This is a genomic window from Pseudomonas sp. (assembly GCF_030150285.1).
Lineage (GTDB): Bacteria > Pseudomonadota > Gammaproteobacteria > Pseudomonadales > Pseudomonadaceae > Aquipseudomonas.
On the sequence record NZ_JASLGE010000008.1, the window covers coordinates 15,073 to 33,277 of the forward strand.

Below are 18,205 nucleotides of genomic sequence, written 5' to 3' on the forward strand. Positions count from 1 at the left end.
ATATTAGAGGTCTACGACCAAACGGCTGCAGGTGGCGCGGGATACGCACGGCATGAATTTACGTTTGCTGAGTTTGTCTTCATCGCTGAGCCAGTCATCGCGGTGGTCCAGCTCGCCGTCGATCTCCAGCACTTCGGTTTCGCAATAACCGCACGCGCCGCCCCGGCACAGGTAAGGGACGCGATAGCCGGCCTCTTCGGCGGCTTCGAGCAGGGATTGGTCGGGCGGTACCTCAAGGGTGACGCCTTGGCGGGCCAGGGTGACAGTAAAGGGCTGGCCGTTGGAACCTTGCTCGACAAACCGCTCGAAGTGCACATGGCTGTCGGTCCAGCCCAGCGCCCGAGCACTGGCAAGGGTGTCGTCGATCATGCTGTCTGGCCCGCAGGCATAGACGTGGCTGCCCAATGGGCGGTCAGTGAGGATGGCGCGAATGTCCATGCGCGGCCCTTCGCCCTGTACGTACAACGTGACGCGGTCGCCGTACCGGGCTTGCAGTTCATGCCCCAGGGCGGTGTGGTCCGGGCCGCGCACGGCCAGGTGCAGTTCAAAGTCCGCCTGCTTAAGCAGCAGTTCCTCAAGCTGGGAGTACACCGGGGTAATGCCCACGCCACCGGCGATAAACACGTGCTGGCGGGCGTGCTTGGCCAACGGGAACAGGTTGCCTGGCTGCAGAATGTGCAGCTCGTCGCCCTCGTTCAGGTGGTCATGCAAATAGCGGGAGCCGCCACGGCCTTCGGCGACCCGGCGCACGGCAATCTGGTAGGCGCTGGAGTCATACGGCGAATTCATCAGCGAATACGCATTGCGTTGAGTTTTCTCGCCACTGGGCACCAGCACCACCACATGGCTGCCCCCGGAGAACGCCGGCAGGTGTTTGCCCTGCGGGTCGACCAGGGTGAAGCGCTTGATTTCCGGGGTCAGGGTCTCGATCCGAGCAACGCGTACGTTCAGGGTTCCGTGTTGGGTACTCATGTGTCCAGCTCCTCGGCAGGTGGCAGTTCGCCCGGTACTTCGCCATCGGCCTTGATGCCCTGAAACGCGGCCAGGCGACGCGAATAGTGGTCACGCACCACCAGGTTGAGGTGGCAGCCGGGGCAGGTGAACAGGCGTTGGGTGACGTTTTCGGTGTAGGTGTCGCAATGCACGCACCACACGCGGCGCACCAGCGTGCCGCTGTGTTCGCGCAGCACTTCGTCGCGGTTGAGGTCCACCGCATTGGCGGCTTGCATGGCGGTGCCGATAAAGGTTTCCGACCCGCTCAGGTACAGGCGCGTCCCCATGTAGGCCTCGCCCAGCAGTGTGCGCAGGTGGTCAAGCAGGGCCTGGTTACTGGCGAACACGTGCATCTCGTCAACGGTGCTGTGGTGCAGAGCGTCAAGGTGGTTGTGGCCGGAAAATGATTCGGTGGAGTAGAGCAGGACGCTGTTCTGGCGTTGAGCCGGCGTCATGTCCTGGATCAGTCGCAGCATGGCTGCGCCGCCGCTGCCCTGGCCTGCGATCAGATGGCGAAGCCCACCCGCCATGGGTTGCAACACGTCGTAGATCGGGCGGCTTTTAATGCCGGTGATAAGCATGGTGACACACCTCTTAATACGTTACCGCGGCTGTGCCCTGCGGTAACAAAAACAGCGGATTCAGGCTTCTGCCAAGTACAAAGCAGAACCTATGCCATATTTCATCTTGTTTTATATGTTTTATGTCGAATACCCATTTATAGGGGTGTCCGGTGGGTGGTTCAGAGGGGGGAGAGACCGTGAGCGGGCGCTGTTTTCGGTCCGGTGCGCGTTAACGATGCGCCAGACGTCTGCAGTGCCCGCTTTTGGTGCCTGTCAGTGCTTGAACATGACGTGGCGCACACAGGTGTAGTCTTCCAGCCCGTACATGGACATGTCCTTGCCGTAGCCGGATTGCTTCATGCCGCCGTGGGGCATTTCGCTGGTCAACATGAAGTGCGTGTTCACCCAGGTGCAGCCGTACTGCAGGCGCGCGGCCAGGCGGTTGGCGCGGCCGACATCCTGCGTCCACACCGATGAGGCCAGGCCGTAGTCCGAATCATTGGCGTACGCCAAGGCCTGGGCTTCGTCGGTGAACGGCGTAATGCTGACGACGGGGCCAAACACTTCCCGCTGAACGATCTCGTCGTCCTGGCGGGCATCGGCCAGCACGGTCGGCTCAAAGAAGTAGCCCGGGCCTTCGACGCGGTTGCCGCCGGTAATCACCCGAATATGCGGCTGGGCTTTGGCGCGCTCGACAAAACCGGCCACACGTTCCAGGTGGTCGCGGGTAATCAGCGGGCCGAGTTCGGTGTCGGGATCGTCCTGCAGGCCGTGACGAATGCTGCTCACGGCCGCCCCGAGCTTTTGCACGAAGGCTTCGTACACGCCCTGTTGCACGTACAAGCGGCACGCGGCGGTGCAGTCCTGGCCCGCGTTATAGAAGCCAAAGGCGCGTATGCCTTCAACGGCGGCGTCGATGTCAGCATCGTCAAAAATCAGTACGGGGGCCTTGCCGCCCAGTTCCATATGGGTGCGTTTAACGCTGCTGGCGGTGGCACCGACAATGCGAGCGCCGGTCGCCACGGAACCCGTGAGCGAGACCAGGCGTACTTTCGGGTGAGTTACCAGGGGTTCGCCCACGCTTGGGCCACGGCCAAACAGGATGTTTACCACGCCAGCAGGGAAAATCTCGGCAATGAACTCAGCCAGTTTCAGTGCTGTCAGCGGGGTTTGTTCCGAAGGCTTGAGCACCACGCAGTTACCGGCCGCCAGTGCGGGTGCGAGCTTCCAGGCCACCATCATGAGCGGGTAGTTCCACGGTGCGATGGAGGCGACTACGCCCAGCGGGTCGCGACGAATCATGGAGGTGTGCCCCGGCAGGTATTCACCGCCCGCCGAGCCCGACATGCAGCGGCTGGCACCGGCGAAAAAACGGAACACGTCGGCAATGGCCGGAATTTCATCGTTCAAGGCCGCGAGGTAGGGTTTACCGCAGTTCTGCGACTCCAGGCGGGCCAGTGTGTGCGCGTGGGCTTCGATACAGTCGGCCAATGTGAGCAGCAACTGTGCGCGGTCTTTGGGAGGCGTTTGCGCCCAGCCTTCAAACGCTTGATCGGCAGCGATGACGGCGGCTTCAACCTGATGGCTGCTGGCCTCTGCGATGTTGACCAGGACCGTACCCAGGGAGGGGTTGTACACGGCCTGGCTCTCGCCTTCACCGTCGACCAGTTGGCCGTTGATCAAAAGTTTGGTTTGCATGGCGTTTCCCTGTGTGCGTGCAGGGGCGCATCGCGAATCGGCGCAGGCCCCTGAGGTTTTATTGTTGGACACCTTAAACATATAAAAACATATCTTAATGTTTGTGCGGTGCGCAACCCTCTCGCGTTTTTTCACGTAAATGTGGAGTTCGGTGGTTTTTTCGAGGGTACTTGGGCGGCCGCGACCGTATCAGCTCGAAGTTAATCGCTATAAGATACGAGGCTGAACGTTTAGCTGAGGGCTCGCTCGCGCCGCAGATGGGCGCTTTGTGAGGCTGGAATCTGCAGGTGAGCGTATGACATGCACGCTGAGTTTGGAGAGCCAATGAGTGCCCTGAATACTGACCGCAGTACCGCCTTTATCCGGTTGCGCCAGGAAGGCCGCACCGATGAGGTCGCGCGGCGGCTGGTGGAAGCCATTGAATTGGGGCTGTTTGCAGAAGGCCAGCAACTGCCCAGTGAGTCTGAGCTCGCGCTCCAGTTGGGTGTGGCGACGGTGACGTTGCGTGAAGCGTTGGTGGTGTTGCGCCAGAGGGGGTTGATCGAAACCCGGCGAGGTCGCAATGGCGGCAGTTTTGTCTGTGCGCCTGTTGAGCTGCCCGAAGCCTTGTTGTTGCAGCGGCTCAAGGAGATCAGCGGCCCGGACTTGCGCGATCTGAGTGACGAGCAAGTGGCCATTTCCGGCACGGCAGCGCGGCTGGCGGCCCAGCGCAGCTCTCGCGAGCAGCATGGGCGCATAGCGCATCACATCGAAGCACTGGGCAAGGCCACGACCCGTCAGGCCCGGCACCGCGCGGACGCGCGTTTCCATATCGAAGTGGCTGCTGCTGCGCAATCTCTGCGCCTCACGCATGCCGAAATGCGCCTGCAATCGGAGGTGGGCGAGTTGCTGTGGATGGATGCCATCATGGGCAACGACATTGCGTTGGTGGAACAAGAACATCGGGCCATTTTGCAAGCGTTGATCAACAACGATGCGGTGCTGGCGGGGGCTTTGGCTGAAGCCCATGTCATGCGCGGGATCAAGCGGCTGATGAGCTTGCGGCTGGAGTTACTGGCCGGCAGTGAAGACAGTGTTATTGCGTGATGCGTTGGTGTTGGGTTGCCCGTGACCAAAGTCCAATGCACAGCGCTGTATCCAGGTGTCAGGTTATACGGGGAAGGTTTAATAGACAGCGAAGTCAGTGATTCACAGGGCGAGAACAGTCCGGGTGGCCTAACGCCTTGGCATTTCGCTTGCAGCCACCAATAAAAAGAAAGCTAACCCTGCGTGAGGTAATGCCATGATCGCTCCGAGTGAAACCCCTTCCCTTTCTGCGTGTGTCCAACAGCTCAATACGACGCTGGAAACCGTCTTTATCCAGGTCCGACAATTGGTGGATGAAGCGCATCAGCTCTGGGGTCGGGTACTGGAGCAAGGCCGCCAGCCCACGGCAAGGGATTTGGCGTCGCTGCGCCCGGCCATTGATCGGCAGTTGCTGGCCACCGGTGCCTTTGGCTGTGGCGGTGGCGTGATCCTTGAGCCCGGATGCCTGGCGGATCGCGAAATGCATCTGGAATGGTGGTATTTGGCCGATGGGGGCAAAACCATGCCGTTGCGCCCCAACTTTGACCTGCGGCGCGAAAACTTTTACGACTACACCGAAATGCCCTGGTTCAGCCGCCCGCGTACCACAGGGGCGAGCAATGTAGAGGGGCCCTATGTCGACCTGTACGGTACCAATATGTACGTGCTGACGTTCACCATGCCGATTGTGGTGCAGGGCCGTTTTATCGGGGTGGCGGGGCTGGACTTGTCGTTGCACAACCTGGAACGTCTGTTGGTTCGTAGCCTGATGCGGCTTGAGCACGAAGCCGTGCTGCTCTCGGGAGATGGTCGCGTGATCGCTTCCAATAGCGCTAACTGGATGGTGGGTGACCTGGCTCCGAAGCTGCTCGAACCGTTGCCGGAAAATGGCATTCGGCTGCCATTGGCCGAGCCTGATGCCGGCTGGTCATTGATTCGTTTACCGGCCTTGCGCTCGGCCGCCTGACCGGGGGCCGACACCCGCTGCCCCGCGCCGCACTCAGTGCGGCGTAGTCATTTTCGTCAGTGCTGTAAAACCTATCAAGATAGCCACTTTAGAGCGTCTGCAGGCTCAATGCGGAGGTGTTTTCTCGGCCTTGTTTGATATAAATATTTTCACTGTGTTGATTTATGAAATAATACGTGTCATCTATAGCGGCACACAGTCAACGGACTGATCCACCGCGCCAACAGGGATGGCGTGTGTGTTCTCACCCCGAACGCCCTTCAGGAGTCAATAATTTGAACAAGACAGTACTTCTAGGTGCACTGGCACTGTGCGCTTTCAGCTGTGTGGCCCAAGCGGATAACGCGCCGTTGCGTATTGGTATCGAAGCCGCTTACCCACCGTTTTCGATGAAGACCCCTGAAGGCGGGATCAGCGGGTTTGACTACGACATCGGCAATGCGCTGTGCGAAGAAATGAAGATCAAATGCACCTGGGTGGTCCAGGAGTTCGACGGCATGATTCCTTCGCTCAAAGTGCGCAAAGTGGATGCGGTGTTGTCATCGATGTCGATTACGCCGGACCGTTTGAAGTCCGTTGATTTCACGAAAAAGTACTACCACACCCCGGGCAAGTTCGCGATGAAGGCGGGCAATGTGATCAACGACCCGATGGTTGACCTCAAAGGCAAGCGAGTGGGGGTTCAGCGCTCTTCGACCTACGACCGTTTTGCGACGCAGAAGCTTGAGCCGGAAGGGGTCGTGGTGGTGCGCTACTCGACGCAGAGTGAAGCCTTCCTGGACCTGATTTCGGGGCGTCTGGACGCCACGCTTGCTGACATCATCTACACCGATGAAAGCTTTATCAAAACCCCTCAGGGCGCGGGTTATGCCCTGGTCGGGCCGGATATCAATGACCCGGCATTCTTCGGCCGGGGTGCAGGCATTGCTCTGCGTAAGGGTGACACGGCGAACGCCGAACGCTTGAATGCCGCGATTGATGCGATCCGTGCCAACGGTAAGTACGACCAGGTGATGGGCAAGTACTTCACCTACGACATCTACGGCCAAAGGTAAGTCAATCCGCAACCCTGACGCCGCCCCCTTGGGGGCGCGGCCAGGGTTTGTCTTGCGCGTTTTTTGACGCCCGCTCAAGGAACTTCATCATGCTCTATGGCTACGGATCGAGCATTCTCGAGGGTGCCTGGCTGACAGTGAGCCTGGCCTTGACGTCGATGGCCATGGCCATTGCCCTCGGCCTGATCGGCGCAACGTGCCGTTTGTCCCCGATCAAGTGGCTGGCCAGGTTGGGCGAGACCTACACCACGGTGATCCGTGGTATCCCGGACCTGGTGCTGATCCTGCTGATTTTCTATGGCGGCCAGGACCTGGTGAACCGTATCGCCTTGGCGCTCGGGTCCACCGACTACATCGACATCAACCCCTTTATCGCCGGCGTGTGCACCATGGGCTTTATTTTTGGTGCGTACCTGTCGGAAACCTTTCGCGGCGCATTTATGGCCATTCCCAAGGGGCAGGCAGAAGCGGGGCTGGCCTATGGCATGCGGCCGGGCAAAGTGTTCTGGCGAATACTGGTGCCGCAGATGACCCGCTTCGCGTTGCCGGGGTTTACGAACAACTGGCTGGTGCTGACCAAGTCCACTGCGCTGATTTCGGTGATCGGCTTGCAAGACATGATGTTCAAAGCCAAAAGCGCGGCGGATGCGACCCATGAGCCGTTCACGTTTTTCCTCGCGGTAGCGGGGCTTTATCTGATGCTGACCAGCGTGTCATTGCTGGTGCTGCGCTATCTGGAAAAACGCTACTCGGTCGGCATTAAAGCCGCCGAGCTGTGACGGGGAGCTCGCCATGATGCTTGACTACACCGTGATCTGGGAAAACCTGCCGCTGTACTTCAGCGGTGTGCTGGTGACCCTCAAGGTTCTGCTGATTTCGCTGTTCTTCGGTTTGTTGCTGGCGATTCCGCTGGCGCTGATGCGGGTGTCCCGCTCGCCCTTGATCAATTTTCCGGCCTGGTTGTACACCTATGTCATTCGCGGCACGCCGATGCTGGTGCAATTGTTTCTGATCTATTTTGGTCTGGCGCAATTTGAAGCTGTGCGTCAAAGCGTGTTCTGGCCTTACCTCTCCAGTGCCACGTTTTGCGCGTGCATGGCGTTTGCAATCAACACCAGTGCCTACAGCGCCGAGCTGTTGGCGGGGAGTCTGAAGGCCACCTCGGCGGGTGAAATTGAGGCGGGAAAAGCGATGGGCATGTCGCGCATCACGCTGTTTCGCCGGATTCTGCTGCCATCGGCCATGCGCCGGGTACTGCCGCAGTACAGCAACGAAGTCTTGATGATGATGCAGACCACGAGCCTGGCGTCGATTGTCACCCTCATTGATATCACCGGGGCCGCACGTACCGTCAATGCGCGGTATTACCTGCCGTTTGAAGCGTACATCACAGCGGCCATTTTCTATTTGGTTCTGACCTTCCTTCTGACGCGTCTGTTCAAACTGGCCGAGCGCCGCTGGCTGGCGTACCTGGCACCGCGCAAGCACTAAGGGGCATTTTATGGAACACGTTAAATACCAATTGCCGTGGAGTGCCTCGGGCACCGAGCGTTACCTGTCACTGTTTCGTTTTGGTCAGGGGGCGCGCAAGGCCTACATCCAGGCGTCTTTGCACGCTGATGAGTTGCCGGGCATGCGGGTTGCGGTGGAGCTTAAGCGCCGCTTGCGCGAGCTTGAAGCTCAGGGCCGGTTGAACGGCGTGATTGAACTGGTGCCCATGGCCAACCCCATCGGGATCGCCCAAATGTTCCAGGCCACGCATCAGGGGCGCTTTGAGTTCTCCAGTGGCAAGAATTTCAACCGTGACTTCCCCGAGTTATTTGAAGGGGTGGCCGCGCGGGTCGAAGGCCTGCTGGGCAGCGAGGCCTCAGCCAACATTGCGTGCATTCGCCGGGCCATGATGGAGGTGCTGGATGAGCAGCCCGCAGCCGCCTCGGAGCTGGACGGCTTGCGTTGCCTGTTAATGCGCCACGCCTGTGATGCCGACGTGGTGCTGGACCTGCACTGTGACTTCGAGTCGATCATGTTGCTGTACACCATGCCGCAGAACTGGCCGCAACTGGGTTCGTTGGCGGCCCGCTTGCATGCGGGTGCCGCATTGCTGGCCGAAGACGCGGGCGGCAGCGCGTTTGATGAGGCGTGTGCGATTCCCTGGTTGCGTCTGGCCGAGCGCTTTCCCGAGGCGCAGATACCGCTGGCGTGTATCGCAGCAACTCTGGAGTTACGCGGCATGGCCGACACTGAAGCTGAGCCGTGCGAGGAAAGCGCCGAAGCGATCCTCGGCTACCTCGCGGACCAAGGGCTGATCAACGGTGAGTGGCCCGCTGCGCCGGACCACCCTTGCAAGGCTACGCCGTTCGCCGGGGCTCAGTACGCCTACGCGCCGCACCCGGGGGTGGTGAGTTTTTTGCAGCCGCTGGGGGCGGTGGTGAAAGTGGGTGACCCGTTATTTGAGGTGATAGACCCGCTCACTGACCGCCACAGCGTGGTGTGCGCCAGCACCGACGGCATCCTTTACGCCCGCGAACGCTTGCGCTTCGCCCAGCCCGGTTTGTGGCTGGCGAAAGTGGCGGGCAGTACGCCCATTCGTCAAGGTCGCTTACTCAGCGACTAATCTGCGAGAGTCGACACCATGTACAAACTTGACGTTCAGGATGTGCACAAAAGCTACGGCTCCCATGAGGTGCTCAAAGGCGTCTCGCTGCAAGCCAAGGCCGGTGATGTCATCAGCATCATTGGCTCCAGCGGTTCAGGCAAAAGCACCTTTCTGCGCTGTATCAACCTGCTGGAACAGCCGAACGCGGGCAGCATCGTGCTCAATGGCGAGCCATTGAAGCTGATCGACAACAGGCAGGGCGGGCTCAAGGCCGCTGATCCTGGGCAGTTGCAGCGTATGCGTTCGCGGCTGTCGATGGTGTTTCAGCACTTCAACCTGTGGGCGCACATGAATGCCCTGGAAAATGTGATGGAAGCTCCGGTGCATGTGCTCGGTATCAGCAAGGCCCAGGCGCGGGAGAAGGCTGAGCATTACCTGAACAAGGTCGGCGTGGCGCACCGCATGAACGCCTGGCCGGCCCATATGTCCGGCGGGGAACAGCAGCGGGTGGCCATTGCACGAGCATTAGCCATGGAGCCGGAAGTGATGCTGTTTGATGAGCCGACTTCAGCCCTTGACCCCGAACTGGTGGGGGACGTGCTGAAAGTCATGCAGGACCTGGCACTGGAGGGGCGCACGATGGTGGTTGTGACCCATGAAATGGGCTTCGCTCGCGAAGTCTCCAACCAGTTGGTGTTTCTGCATAAAGGGCTGGTGGAGGAGCGGGGCAGCCCGCGAGAAGTCCTGGTCAACCCTCGTTCTGAGCGCTTGCAGCAGTTTCTTTCCGGCAGTTTGAAATAGCCGCGTACGGCTTCGGATACACTCGCGCCTACACGGAACAAAACGGGGGTGACGCCCCTTCTTTTATCCACAGGAGTTGTTGAGCCGGATATGCCAAGCCCTTCCCGAAACACCACGGTGTATGCCGCGCCGGTGATGCGCAAACTGGCAGAGATCGTCCCGGACTTGCAGCCTTCTTTACGCAAAGTCGCGGATTTTATCTTGCGTCATCCCCTGCGCGCCGCCACGTTGACGATTGAGGAAATGGCTCAGGAAACCGCCACCTCACCGGCGGCGGTCAACCGTTTGGCCAAAGCGATGGACCTGGGGGGCTACACCGGGATGAAGGCCGAGTTGCTGGCGACGTTGCAGCAAGTGGTGTCGCCCGTCGACAAGTTGCGCAATGAACTGGCCCATCGCCCCGACGGCGCATTTGGCTTGCACGAGCAGATTCAGAGCGCCAGCAGCAACCTGGCCACTGCGGCGGCCAACAACCACCCTGATACCTTCGAGGCCTTTGTGACCCAGTTGCTCAAGGCCCGCAAGATTTACGTCCTGGGCTTTGGTAATAGCGTGCATTTTGCCGGCCTTGCAGCGGCGACACTGATTCCTTTTTGCGCCGACGCCACCGCCATCAGCATGGAAGGCGGCAACGAAAACGCGGCCTACCGCCTGGCCGCGATCACCGAGCAGGATGTATTGCTGTCCATCTCCCTGCCGCGGTATTCCATCGATACGCTGCAGCTTTCGCGCTTTGCCCGTGAGCGCGGTGCAACGGTGCTGGCCATTACGGACTCACCCGCCTCGCCGCTGAGCAGCATTGCCCGGCATGTGCTGTTCGCACCGGCCGATCACCCCGTGCTCACCAGTTCCAGCATCGCCGTGCTGGCCTTGATTGAAGGCCTGGTGGCTGGCGTGATGGCGCGCAATAAGGAAGCGGTCAAGCTGGCGACCGAACTGACCGAAAGTGTGATGTCATACTTGCACATCCCGGTGGGGAGCAAGTCAGCAAAGAAATGATCCCGGCGGGCAGCGCACATGGGTTTGTGGCGTGGCCAGTGAACAGCTATGGTTTGTTCAGCGCTAATGCACGCGACCAACGGAATTTTTGCCGTCGGTTGTGTTCAAACGCGAGCAAAAGTCCAAGGCTAATGGCTTTTTGACCCCAAAAAGATTGATCAGGAGCGTCACCATGTTCACCTCGCGTCGTTTGATTATTGCCGCCAGTGCGATTGCATTGCTGGCTGGTTGCGCATCGACCAACCCTTATGACAATCAAGGTCAGGCCTCTACGGGCATGAGCAACACGGCTAAATACGGTGGCCTGGGCGCATTGGCCGGCGCGGTTGCCGGTGCAGCCATTGACCACAACAACCGTGGCAAGGGCGCATTGATCGGTGCCGCTGTGGCGGGCCTGGGGGCTGCGGGTTATGGCTACTACGCCGACAAGCAAGAGGCTGCATTGCGGGCCAGCATGGCCAACACTGGGGTTGAGGTTCAGCGTCAGGGCGACAACATCACCCTCGTCATGCCGGGCAATATCACCTTTGCCACCAACTCTGCCAACATTGCGCCCAGTTTCTACCAGCCGCTGAACACACTGGCGAACTCGCTGAAACAGCTCAATAACCAGCAGCAGATTCAAGTGGTGGGTTACACCGATAACACCGGTAAATACGAGTACAACATGCAGTTGTCTCAACAGCGTGCGCAAAGCGTTGCTACGTACCTGACGTCTCAAGGTGTGAGCGGCCAGTACTTGTCGGTACATGGCTTGGGGCCGGCCGATCCGATTGCCAGCAACGCGACGGTGGACGGCCGCGCGCAAAACCGCCGGGTTCAAATCACCCTGGCCCCGATTCCTGGCATGCAGTACCAGCAACCCGGCCAGGTTCAGCAGTACCCGTAAGCCCTGTGTCCCTGTAGGGGCTGGTGCCCGCTGGCGGCTGCAGGCAGCAAGGCCATAAAAAACCCCGCGATGTGCAAGCATCGCGGGGTTTTTAGTAGGCATCAGGTCGGGTGAATCACTTCTTCAGACCGTAATGCTCATCAAGCATGCCCGGGCCGTTATTGGTTTTGGGCGCGTAATCCAACGGTGGCTCAGTGCTGTGCGGCGGTGTGATGCGCTCGCGGTGGGGTTGCGGTACATCTGCGTGCAGTGACGCCAGCAGGCGTTGACGCGTTTGCTCGTCCAGCGCCAGGCGGTTGGCACCCTCAGCCAAGTGGTCTTGTACTTCCTGATAGCTCTGCGTGAGTTTCTTCACCAGAGTGGCGGTGCTGTTGAAGTGAGTCACTACTTCACTTTGATAGTTATCAAAACGTTCCTGGATGTCATCCAACTGACGTTGCGTGCGGTTAGGCGCGGCATTTGGCAGCAGACGAGCGACCAGAAAACCAATGGCGACACCGGCAACCAGGGCTAGGGTCGGCAACAACCAAATCAAGAGCGAGTGTTCCACGAGTCCTTCCTCTATAAACGGCTTTGCTTTACGTTAACGGCTCGGACCTGCGCTGTATACCGCGATGCACTCGCAAATATCTCAGACAGAATCTATCAGCTAGACGAGTCGACCTACTTTGAGGTCACGGAGTTCCTTCTTGCTTACCCGCGAAACCCCTGTTGTGATTGATGGCCCGGTGGGCCAACTGGAAGCTTTATACCTTGATTCTACTGAGCCGCGCGGCCTTGCGCTGCTGTGTCACCCCAACCCGGTGCAGGGGGGCACGATGATGAATAAAGTGGTTTCAACCCTGCAACGGACTGCCCGCGATACGGGCTTGATTACCTTGCGATTTAATTATCGGGGTACCGGCAACAGTGAAGGCAGCCACGATATGGGCTCCGGCGAAGTGGATGATGCGCTGGCCGCGGCCCTCTGGCTGCGTGCCAAACACCCTGAATTACCCCTGACGCTGTTCGGTTTTTCGTTCGGAGGCTTTGTGGCCGCCAGCCTGGGTGGCCGGCTTGAGGCGCTCGGCGAGAAGCTGTCGCACCTGTTTATGATTGCCCCGGCAGTGATGCGGTTGCGGGGCGAAGATGCCTTGCCTCACGATTGCCCGCTGACCGTTATTCAGCCTGAAACGGACGAAGTGATCGACCCGCAACAGGTTTATGACTGGTCTGCGGCACTGCATCGCCCCCATGAGCTGCTGAAAGTGGCAGAATGCGGGCACTTTTTTCACGGCAAGCTCACCGAACTCAAAGACTTGGTAGTGCCGCGCCTTTCAAATTGATAGCAGTCTGATAAGCGATTACTCATGACCACTCGTACTCGTATCCTCACCGGTATCACCACCACCGGCACGCCGCACCTGGGCAACTACGCCGGTGCCATTCATCCGGCGATCGTGGCCAGTCGCGACAGCAATGCCGACTCGTTCTACTTTCTGGCGGACTATCACGCGCTGATCAAGTGCGATGACCCGCAGCGCATTCAGCGTTCGCGTCAGGAAATTGCGGCGACCTGGCTGGCTTCCGGCCTGGATATCGAGCGTGTGACGTTTTATCGCCAGTCCGATATTCCTGAAATCCCGGAGCTGACCTGGTTGTTGACCTGTGTTGCGGCCAAGGGCTTGCTCAACCGTGCCCATGCCTACAAGGCCTCGGTCGACAAAAACCTGGAAAACGGCGAAGACCCGGACGCGGGCATCAGCATGGGGCTTTACAGCTACCCGGTACTGATGGCGGCGGATATCTTGATGTTCAATGCCAACAAGGTGCCGGTGGGGCGCGACCAGATCCAGCACGTTGAAATGGCCCGTGACATTGGTCAGCGTTTTAACCATCTGTTCGGCAATGGCAAAGAGTTCTTCGCCATGCCTGAAGCGCTGATTGAAGAAAGCGTCGCCACCTTGCCAGGCCTTGATGGCCGCAAGATGTCCAAAAGCTATGACAACACCATTCCGTTGTTCACCAGCGCCAAGGACATGAAAAGCGCGATTTCGCGGATCGTGACCGACTCCCGTGCCCCCGGTGAAGCTAAAGACCCGGACAACTCGCACTTGTTCACTCTGTATCAGGCGTTCGCCACGCCTGAGCAGTCCGCAGCGTTGCGCAGTGAATTGCTGCAAGGCTTGGGCTGGGGAGAGGCCAAGGAGCGCCTGTTCAAGTTGCTGGATACCGAGCTGGGTGAGTCCCGTGAACGCTATCACGAGCTGATGGCTCGCCCGGCGGACATGGAAGACATTCTGTTGGCGGGTGCCCAGAAAGCGCGCAAAATTGCGACGCCTTTCTTGGCTGAACTGCGCGAAGCCGTTGGCTTGCGCTCGTTTGCCAGCGCTGTGCAACACACCGCCCCGATCAAGAAAAAAGCCGCCAAGGGCCCGCGCTTTGTCAGCTTCCGTGACGAAGATGGCAACTTCCACTTCCGTGTGCTGACAGCAGAAGGCGAGCCATTGTTGCTCTCGCGCAGTTTTGCCGATGGCAAGGCCGCGGGTCAGGTTACCAAGCAATTGCAGTCCGGTGCTCCGTTGGATATTCGCATTGAAGATTTCAACTTCAGCTTTAGCGTATGGCTGGATGACACCTGCGTAGCAGACAGCCCGGCATTTGCCGACAGTGCGGCCCGTGATGCGGCCATCGAAGCCTTGCGCCTGGCGCTGGTGCCTGCGCAAGACTAAAAGTGCGGCGTATCGACTCAGGGTCGATTGCCATTCCTGCGGGCCGTCGCTACAGTGTCGGCCCGTTTTTGTTGCCTTGCTAACGAATTATGACGCCTCTAGAACGATATCAAGCCGATCTGAAACGCCCGGATTTCTTCCATGATGCCGCACAGGAAAACGCTGTGCGCCATTTGCAGCGTCTGTACGACGATCTGGTCGCCTCATCGCAGAGCAAGCCTGGCCTGTTCGGCAAGCTGTTTGGCAAAAAAGAACTGACACCGGTCAAAGGCCTCTATTTCTGGGGCGGAGTGGGCCGTGGCAAGACTTATCTGGTCGACACGTTCTTTGATGCCTTGCCTTTCAAAGAAAAGGTGCGTACGCACTTCCACCGTTTCATGAAGCGTGTGCATGAAGAAATGCGCACCCTCAATGGTGAAAAGAACCCGTTGACCATTATCGCCAAGCGCTTCTCCGATGAAGCTCGGGTGATTTGCTTTGACGAGTTCTTTGTCTCGGACATTACCGATGCCATGATCCTTGGCACCTTGATGGAAGAGCTGTTCAAGAACGGCGTGACGCTGGTGGCGACATCCAACATCGTGCCGGACGGCTTGTACAAAGACGGCCTGCAGCGCGCCCGCTTCTTGCCGGCCATTGCGCTGATTAAACAGAACACCGAAATCGTCAACGTCGACAGTGGCGTCGATTACCGGCTGCGTCACCTGGAACAGGCAGAACTGTTCCACTTCCCGCTCAATGAAGCCTCGCAGGCCTGCCTGGCTGAAAGCTTCAAGGCATTGACCCACAACTCCACGCGTGTGGTTGAAAACGACGGCCTGATCATCGAGAACCGCACCATTCACGCCTTGCGCACCTGTGATGACGTGGCCTGGTTCGAGTTTCGCGAGTTGTGTGATGGCCCGCGCAGTCAGAACGATTACATCGAGCTGGGCAAAATCTTCAATGCGGTGATTTTGAGCGGTGTTGAGCAGATGGAAGTGAAGACCGATGATATCGCTCGCCGCTTTATCAACATGGTGGACGAGTTCTACGACCGCAACGTCAAGCTGATCATCTCGGCCGAAGTGGAGCTTAAAGACCTCTACAAGGGCGGGCGGCTGAACTTCGAGTTCCAGCGTACCTTGAGCCGCTTGCTTGAGATGCAGTCCCACGAGTACCTGACTCGCGCCCACAAGCCGTAGTCGAGCGGCTGCTCCTGCGGATGGCAGCGTTTGTAGGAACGAGCTTGCTCGTGATCTTTTGATCTGGCTTTTGATCTGAGGGCCCCTTAAACCACACTGGCCGAACGCAGGTTTTGCGTGCCCACGGCGTAAAGCCGGAACCTTGAGTGGCCGTGACCGCAGCAATGGATAGGCCGAAGACGAGGCGACAGCGTTTTAAAGATCAACAGATCGCGAGCAAGCTCGCTATACAGGCCTGCGCAGATTACGCGGCTTGCTGGAACTGTTGACGGTATTGGTTGGGCGACAGCTCAGTGTGCTGCCTGAACAGTCGGGCGAAGAAGCTGGCATCGTCGTAACCCACGTCGTAACTGATGGTCTTGATGCTTTTGCGCGTCGCCGAGAGCTGGCCCTTGGCGGTTTCGATGCGCAGGCGCTGCAGGTAATGCAGCGGCTTGTCACCGGTAGCGATCTGGAAGCGGCGCATAAAATTGCGGATGCTCATGCCGTGTTCGCGCGCCACGTCCTCGAAGCGGAATTTGTCGGCAAAGTGCTCTTCGAGCCAATGCTGGACTTGCAGGATGATGACGTCCTGATGCAGCTTTTGCCCGCCGAAACCGATACGCCCTGGCGCGTAGTTGCGTTGCACTTCATAGAGAATGTCGCGGGCCACCGCCTGGGCTATGTTCGCGCCGCAAAACCGTTCGATCAGGTAGATGTAAAGGTCACAGGCTGAGGTCGGGCCTCCTGCGCAATACAGGTTGTCGGCGTCGGTGAGGTGTTTGTCCTGGTTGAGGTCGATCTGCGGGTAGCGTTCTGCGAAGGCGTTGAAAAAACGCCAGTAGGTTGTCGCTTCCTTGCCATCCAGCAGCCCGGCTTCCGCCAGCCAGAACACGCCGGTGGCCTCTGCGCACAACACCGCGCCGCGGGCGTGTTGCGCACACAGCCAGGGCAGGATTTGCGGGTAGTGTTGGCAGAGTGCATCGAAGTCGTCCCAAAACGCTGGGAGGATGATGATGTCAGTGTCTTCCAGGCCGCCATCGACCGGAATCATGACATTGCTGAAACTGCTGACTGGTTGGCCGTCCGGGCTGACCAGGCGCGTCTCAAACGTGGCGTTGAGGCCATGCCCCAACTGTTTGCCGTGACGCAGGCTGGCGAGGTGAAAGAAATCTTTGGCTTGCATCAGGGTTGAGGCGAAAACGCGATCGATAGCCAAAATGCTGACGCGCCGCAGGGGCGTGGAGAGTTGATTAGACATGATTTGATTATTCTTATAGGTGAAATTGGTCAACTTACGGCTGGATCGTCTTATTTTTTTTCCTGTGTGTCTAGGGGGAATAAAAAGCCTGTAGTCGCTGCCGAAGGCTGCGAAGGGCTGCTCAGCAGCCCGTTATCTGCGATCCACCTGCGGATCTTGTCGCAGCCTTCGGCAGCGACTACAGGGTGGAGGCTAAGGTGCCGGGTTCGGCTGGTCCTTGTGGATCGCTTCAATACCGGCCAATACCTCGTCGGACAGCTTGAGGTCGGCGCTTTCGAGGTTGTTTTTGAGCTGCTCCAGTGACGTGGCGCCAATGATATTGCTGGTCACGAAGGGTTGCTGGGTGACATAGGCCAACGCCATTTGCGCCGGATCCAACCCGTGTTCGCGTGCCAGGGCCACATAGCGTTCGCAAGCCGCCACCGCTTGCGGGTTTGAGTAGCGCGAGAAGCGGCTGTAGAGGCTCAGGCGGCCTTTGGGCGGGCGAGCGCCGCCGCTGTACTTGCCAGTGAGCATGCCGAACGCCAGAGGCGAGTAGGCGAGCAGGCCGCACTGTTCGCGAATGGCAATTTCGGCCAGACCGACTTCAAAACTGCGGTTGAGCAGGTTGTATGGGTTCTGAATGGAGACCGCGCGTGGCCAGCCCCGGCTTTCGGCCAGTTGCAGGAACTTCATGGTGGCCCACGGTGTTTCATTGGACAGGCCAATATGGCGGATTTTGCCTGCCCTAACTTGCTCATCCAAGGCTTCGAGTGTGTCTTCAAGCGGGGTGAACTGTTCGTCGGCGATATGTTTGTAGCCCAGCTGGCCAAAATAATTGGTGCTGCGCTCAGGCCAGTGCAGTTGGTAGAGGTCGATCCAGTCGGTTTGCAGGCGCTTGAGGCTGGCATCCAGGGCTTGCACGATATGGGAGCGGTTGTGCTTGAGGTGGCCATCACGGATGTAGTCAATGCCGTTGCTGGGTCCCGCAATCTTGCTGGCCAGCACCCAGTCGGCACGGTCGCCTCTGGCCTTGAACCAATTGCCGATGTAACGCTCGGTGGTGGCGTAGGTTTGTGCCTGGGGTGGCACGGGGTACATTTCGGCCGTGTCGATAAAATTGATGCCGGCGTTTTTGGCGTATTCGATTTGCGCGAAGGCTTCAGCCTCGGTGTTTTGCTCGCCCCAGGTCATGGTGCCCAGCGCTATGGTGCTGACGTTCAGGTCGGTGCGACCCAGCTGACGGTGGTCCATTGAAGGCTCCTTCGGGTTAAAGAATCATAAAAGCAGGTTGTATTTTTTTTCGCAATCTGCATAATTGCCGACCTCTTTCTGCAGTGGAAGTGATGCGCCGCCTGCCGAAGAATCTTGCCGTTGAACGGACGCGCTGACCCGAGCCCCCGATAGCGTCTGTATCCGGCTGCCTTTGACTTGTCAAAGTACGCACTATTCAGTAAGATCCGCC

18 protein-coding genes are annotated in these 18,205 nt (G+C 58.8%); 12 read left to right on the forward strand and 6 right to left on the reverse strand.

All coding sequences use genetic code 11. The features are described 5' to 3' along the window. Positions 1-3: 3 nt before the first annotated feature. The 3 genes from Q1W15_RS01070 to Q1W15_RS01080 form a co-directional block, all read right to left on the reverse strand. Positions 4-972, reverse strand: coding sequence for a PDR/VanB family oxidoreductase (locus tag Q1W15_RS01070; RefSeq protein WP_300719706.1), 969 nt, complete (start codon positions 970-972; stop codon positions 4-6). After that, positions 969-1,574, reverse strand: coding sequence for a dimethylamine monooxygenase subunit DmmA family protein (locus Q1W15_RS01075; protein ID WP_300719708.1), 606 nt, complete (start codon positions 1,572-1,574; stop codon positions 969-971). Before Q1W15_RS01075 ends, Q1W15_RS01070 begins: the two co-directional genes overlap by 4 nt. Positions 1,575-1,829: 255 nt before the next feature. After that, positions 1,830-3,254 carry a gamma-aminobutyraldehyde dehydrogenase gene (locus Q1W15_RS01080; protein WP_300719710.1) on the reverse strand — a complete coding sequence of 475 codons (1,425 nt, stop codon included), beginning with the start codon at positions 3,252-3,254 and terminating at the stop codon, positions 1,830-1,832. A gap of 324 nt (positions 3,255-3,578) precedes the next feature. Here Q1W15_RS01080 and Q1W15_RS01085 point away from each other — a divergent pair, with 324 nt between their 5' ends. From Q1W15_RS01085 to Q1W15_RS01125, 9 genes are all read left to right on the forward strand, one after another. Further along, positions 3,579-4,340, forward strand: a complete 762-nt coding sequence (locus Q1W15_RS01085; RefSeq protein WP_300719712.1) for a GntR family transcriptional regulator — start codon at positions 3,579-3,581, stop codon at positions 4,338-4,340. Between the two features lie 196 nt (positions 4,341-4,536). Next, the gene (locus tag Q1W15_RS01090) at positions 4,537-5,286 is read left to right on the forward strand and encodes a cache domain-containing protein (RefSeq protein ID WP_300719714.1); all 750 of its coding nucleotides are present in this window, start codon (positions 4,537-4,539) and stop codon (positions 5,284-5,286) included. A gap of 275 nt (positions 5,287-5,561) precedes the next feature. Continuing rightward, positions 5,562-6,341, forward strand: a complete 780-nt coding sequence (locus Q1W15_RS01095; RefSeq protein WP_300719716.1) for an ABC transporter substrate-binding protein — start codon at positions 5,562-5,564, stop codon at positions 6,339-6,341. Between the two features lie 89 nt (positions 6,342-6,430). Continuing rightward, positions 6,431-7,120, forward strand: a complete 690-nt coding sequence (locus Q1W15_RS01100) for an ABC transporter permease (protein WP_300719718.1) — start codon at positions 6,431-6,433, stop codon at positions 7,118-7,120. 13 nt (positions 7,121-7,133) lie between these two features. Further along, entirely contained in the window at positions 7,134-7,832 is a 699-nt protein-coding gene (locus tag Q1W15_RS01105; protein WP_300719720.1) for an ABC transporter permease, read from the forward strand. A 10-nt stretch (positions 7,833-7,842) separates the two neighbouring features. After that, entirely contained in the window at positions 7,843-8,955 is a 1,113-nt protein-coding gene (locus Q1W15_RS01110) for a succinylglutamate desuccinylase/aspartoacylase family protein (RefSeq protein WP_300719722.1), read from the forward strand. Between the two features lie 18 nt (positions 8,956-8,973). Further along, the gene (locus Q1W15_RS01115; RefSeq protein WP_300719724.1) at positions 8,974-9,738 is read left to right on the forward strand and encodes an ABC transporter ATP-binding protein; all 765 of its coding nucleotides are present in this window, start codon (positions 8,974-8,976) and stop codon (positions 9,736-9,738) included. Between the two features lie 90 nt (positions 9,739-9,828). After that, the gene (locus Q1W15_RS01120; protein ID WP_300719726.1) at positions 9,829-10,737 is read left to right on the forward strand and encodes a MurR/RpiR family transcriptional regulator; all 909 of its coding nucleotides are present in this window, start codon (positions 9,829-9,831) and stop codon (positions 10,735-10,737) included. A gap of 172 nt (positions 10,738-10,909) precedes the next feature. Further along, a complete protein-coding gene (locus tag Q1W15_RS01125; RefSeq protein WP_300719728.1) occupies positions 10,910-11,626 on the forward strand; it encodes an OmpA family protein in 717 nt (238 codons plus the stop codon). A gap of 115 nt (positions 11,627-11,741) precedes the next feature. Here Q1W15_RS01125 and Q1W15_RS01130 read toward each other — a convergent pair whose 3' ends face one another. After that, entirely contained in the window at positions 11,742-12,176 is a 435-nt protein-coding gene (locus Q1W15_RS01130; protein WP_300719730.1) for a DUF1043 family protein, read from the reverse strand. Positions 12,177-12,315: 139 nt separating this feature from the next. On the opposite strand from Q1W15_RS01130, the gene Q1W15_RS01135 reads away from it, so the two are divergent. From Q1W15_RS01135 to zapE, 3 genes are all read left to right on the forward strand, one after another. Then, positions 12,316-12,951, forward strand: coding sequence for an alpha/beta hydrolase (locus Q1W15_RS01135; RefSeq protein WP_300719732.1), 636 nt, complete (start codon positions 12,316-12,318; stop codon positions 12,949-12,951). Positions 12,952-12,975: 24 nt separating this feature from the next. Next, the gene (locus tag Q1W15_RS01140) at positions 12,976-14,337 is read left to right on the forward strand and encodes a tryptophan--tRNA ligase (protein WP_300719734.1); all 1,362 of its coding nucleotides are present in this window, start codon (positions 12,976-12,978) and stop codon (positions 14,335-14,337) included. An 89-nt stretch (positions 14,338-14,426) separates the two neighbouring features. Next, a complete protein-coding gene (gene zapE / locus Q1W15_RS01145) occupies positions 14,427-15,521 on the forward strand; it encodes a cell division protein ZapE (protein WP_300719736.1) in 1,095 nt (364 codons plus the stop codon). Between the two features lie 244 nt (positions 15,522-15,765). Here the strand turns inward: zapE and Q1W15_RS01150 are convergent, their stop codons facing one another. Both Q1W15_RS01150 and Q1W15_RS01155 read right to left on the reverse strand, forming a co-directional pair. Beyond that, positions 15,766-16,686, reverse strand: a complete 921-nt coding sequence (locus Q1W15_RS01150; RefSeq protein ID WP_300719744.1) for a GlxA family transcriptional regulator — start codon at positions 16,684-16,686, stop codon at positions 15,766-15,768. Between the two features lie 267 nt (positions 16,687-16,953). Continuing rightward, positions 16,954-17,994: an NADP(H)-dependent aldo-keto reductase gene (locus tag Q1W15_RS01155; RefSeq protein WP_300719738.1), complete on the reverse strand. Its 1,041-nt coding sequence runs from the start codon at positions 17,992-17,994 to the stop codon at positions 16,954-16,956. Positions 17,995-18,205: the final 211 nt, after the last annotated feature.